The 2,915-nt window shown below is 41.6% G+C and carries 5 protein-coding genes; all 5 read left to right on the top strand.

Annotation, left to right across the window (positions count from 1 at the left end):
* Positions 1-162: 162 nt before the first annotated feature.
* The 5 genes from BCU12_RS23455 to BCU12_RS23450 all read left to right on the top strand — a co-directional run bounded on the left by BCU12_RS23455 (position 163) and on the right by BCU12_RS23450 (position 2,800).
* Positions 163-339, top strand: a complete 177-nt coding sequence (locus tag BCU12_RS23455; RefSeq protein WP_198599289.1) for a hypothetical protein — start codon at positions 163-165, stop codon at positions 337-339.
* 297 nt (positions 340-636) lie between these two features.
* Entirely contained in the window at positions 637-1,110 is a 474-nt protein-coding gene (locus BCU12_RS08690) for a GNAT family N-acetyltransferase (RefSeq protein WP_241909783.1), read from the top strand.
* Positions 1,111-1,253: 143 nt separating this feature from the next.
* Positions 1,254-1,637, top strand: a complete 384-nt coding sequence (locus BCU12_RS08685; protein ID WP_102403940.1) for a hypothetical protein — start codon at positions 1,254-1,256, stop codon at positions 1,635-1,637.
* 220 nt (positions 1,638-1,857) lie between these two features.
* The gene (locus BCU12_RS08680; protein ID WP_102403939.1) at positions 1,858-2,436 is read left to right on the top strand and encodes a DJ-1/PfpI family protein; all 579 of its coding nucleotides are present in this window, start codon (positions 1,858-1,860) and stop codon (positions 2,434-2,436) included.
* 223 nt (positions 2,437-2,659) lie between these two features.
* A complete protein-coding gene (locus BCU12_RS23450) occupies positions 2,660-2,800 on the top strand; it encodes a hypothetical protein (RefSeq protein WP_198599288.1) in 141 nt (46 codons plus the stop codon).
* Positions 2,801-2,915 lie beyond the last annotated feature (115 nt).

Genomic DNA, 2,915 nt, shown 5'->3' with positions numbered 1-2,915 from the left:
ATAAAGAGAATAATCTGTGGTTGTAATCGTAAGACCAATGACAAATAAAGAGTGGTCTACTGGTCATGTTGATTGGTTAGGCTATATGCACTAGTGAAGCTTGGTGACGGGTTTTACGGTTTCATACATTAGTGTAACACTCTTATTTTGGGGAAGTTTTAAATGACTGAAGATGATAAAAACCAAGCACCTGAATCTCGCAATATGGGGCTAGCTATGGCGATGGGAACAGGTATCGGTATTATTTTTGGTGAATTAATTTTCGATAATATAGGTGTTGGTATCGCGATTGGTGCTGGAATCGGCATTGCGTTTAGCGGCTTTATTAAAACCAAATAAATCCATGCGCTAAGAGAACAAAATCAACCGTCTAACAAGTCTTTTCAGCGGGTCAGTTTCATCGATGATCACCCCAATGATTTAGATATGTGTCAGGCATTGTTTACGATAATTTCAATCGATACCACGCTCGGCATGTTTACTACGTGCAAGACTTTCAAGTTAGATACCCCACACTTTCGAGTTCTGTTATCAATTTTTAGAATTCCACCTATGGTATGTTGTTTTTAGTTTGGTGAGCGCTGCTCACACCTTAATGTGGCGTTAGCACACTTGGCAATACAGAGGAAGTATAAAGTGATCGTAAGGAATGCGACGGTAAAAGATTCTCATCAATTACTTAGGCTAATTGAGCTCAAAGCATCATTCGACCGAAGTATGAAAGGGTTTAGTGGTGAAGTATCGACGACACCCGAAAAAATTGAACGAACCCTATTTGGAGAACACCCCTTTGCTTTCGCACTGTTATTAGAAGCAAAGAAGAATATTCTTGGGTTTGCACTTTACCACTTTAGATACTCATCATTCAGTGGCGAACCGTCTATCTGGTTAGATGACCTATTGATATTGGAGGGAGAAAGATCAAAAGGTTGTGGTGCCAAGTTAATGAGTGCATTGGAAAACGAAGCTCAGAAAGCTCAAGCTTCTCATATTGCATGGACCGCCAGCCCTCTTAACAAGCGCGCTCATCAGTTTTACAGTAATTTAGGTGCGAATGTTGACCGAATGGACGGAAATAGACCGTTCTTCAGGCTTGATATCAACGGCTAACAAAACATTCCGCCCGACACTTTACACTTGGCGTATTGCGACGCGCCTGGTCAATATTTAAGGATGTCTCTCTGTTGAAGACTATTGAAACTGAACGATTAACCCAAGAGCTTTAACAGGGCATCAAAACGAAGGAGGTTCTTTTGAATACATGGATATTAGGCTCAGGGTTGCTAGCAACATTGACTGCGTTAGTACACATATTTGCAGGTCAAATCGATCCGGTTAAACCTTTTCTTAAATCAAATCTAGATGATATTCCAAAGGCAACACTTCTAGCCTGCTGGCACCTTGTCTCTGTCACTTTGCTAACTAGCGCTTTGATACTCTTGTATGTCGGCTGGCATGGAATTGTCCCGTTCTACCTGCCTATGCAGTTCGTTGGGGCGTTGTATATTCTGTTTGCATTGGTTTTTGTCGCGGTTGGGTGGTATTTCTTTGGGATTAAGGTTTTTGTAAAGCTCCCTCAATGGGTCTTACTCCTTCCAATTGGATTGCTCGCAATCTATGGTGGGATGTGTGGGTAACAAGTGATTCAACTTGCGATCGTTATCGCAATGGGTAGACACTACTTAGTTCGCGAACCAAGCGCGTTCAATTTATCAGTTAGATGGACGGCCAAACCCAATCTCTCGCGAAGCACATCGCTTCTAGCGAACTAATAACAAGGCGTATAACTTCAGGTACATACCGCCAAGGAATATGCAGCCGCAGAACACCGCCAAACTTTATTGACAAGGAGACACAATGAACATAGGTATCTACATTTATGATCAGGCAGAGGTTCTTGATTTCTCTGGGCCATTTGAAGTATTCAGCACTGCTAAACGATTAGGTGCTCAAGATATTAATGTATTCTTGATCTCAGAGAACCTTGAGCCCGTAACTGCGCGCGGTGGTTTCAAAATTCTGCCCGATTACTCGTTAGACAATCATCCTCAGATTGATCTATTAGTCGTTGTGGGCGGCGTTCACACAAATGAAATGCACAAGTCTAACCTACTCAATTGGCTTACTTCTGTCGCGCCTTTGGCTAGCGAAGTCGCATCAGTCTGTACTGGAGCGTTTCTTCTGGCAAAAGCGGGTTTATTAAAAGACGAGAAAGTAACAACCCATTGGGAAGACATCTCTGAGTTAAAATCAGCGTTTCCTAACTTGCAAGTAGTGAACGATCAGCGTTGGGTCACTTCTGGAAAATTCACAACCTCAGGTGGCATTTCTGCGGGTATAGACATGAGTCTGCACCTAGTATCAAAGCACTACGGTTTTGAACAGGCTAGAACGGTGGCAAGGCAGATGGAATATAACTGGCAAGAGACCGCCTAAACAATTAGGGAAGGAAAACAGCCATCAACATTGTGGGTCAATACTCGTCAGGTTGCTTTTATAGAACTGTGTTCATAACACTTTTCGTTTATGCGACTTATTAATGTAAGGTGATTCGTTTTACTTTGATGTTAAGCCTAGCCCCACACTCATTTTAAAATGGGCAGCCGTGTGTGGCCTTTAATTTTACCCTGAAACTCATTTATAGAATCGGAGATTAGTTATGGAAGCATTTGGTATGTCAGGATTTACATTCGGAATTGTGGGTTTTATTTTTGGCCTCATTGCATTCAAACGTGTAGATAAACTAGAAAAAAAGCTGAAAGAGCTCAACGTTTTAGACCAAGATTTCAAGTCGCAATAGCTTAGAATTCGATATGTATTGGTTTGTAGTATCTATGTAGGCTATGTGTCTACATAGGTTATGCATAAATGTAAAAGTCTGAATTCATCTTTATAACGCCAAGCTAAGGGGCTAG

The sequence above is a fragment of the Vibrio sp. 10N.261.55.A7 genome, assembly GCF_002877365.1.
Lineage (GTDB): Bacteria > Pseudomonadota > Gammaproteobacteria > Enterobacterales > Vibrionaceae > Vibrio.
Note: the sequence above shows the minus strand (reverse complement) of the source record. Positions and strands in the feature narration are given on the sequence as shown.

What these genes read in the sequence shown, in the direction of transcription:
- BCU12_RS23455 (WP_198599289.1), top strand. Translation starts at nt 163, where the DNA reads ATGACTGAAGATGATAAAAACCAAGCACCTGAATCTCGCAATATGGGG.
- BCU12_RS08680 (WP_102403939.1), top strand. Translation starts at nt 1,858, where the DNA reads ATGAACATAGGTATCTACATTTATGATCAGGCAGAGGTTCTTGATTTC.
- BCU12_RS23450 (WP_198599288.1), top strand. Translation starts at nt 2,660, where the DNA reads ATGGAAGCATTTGGTATGTCAGGATTTACATTCGGAATTGTGGGTTTT.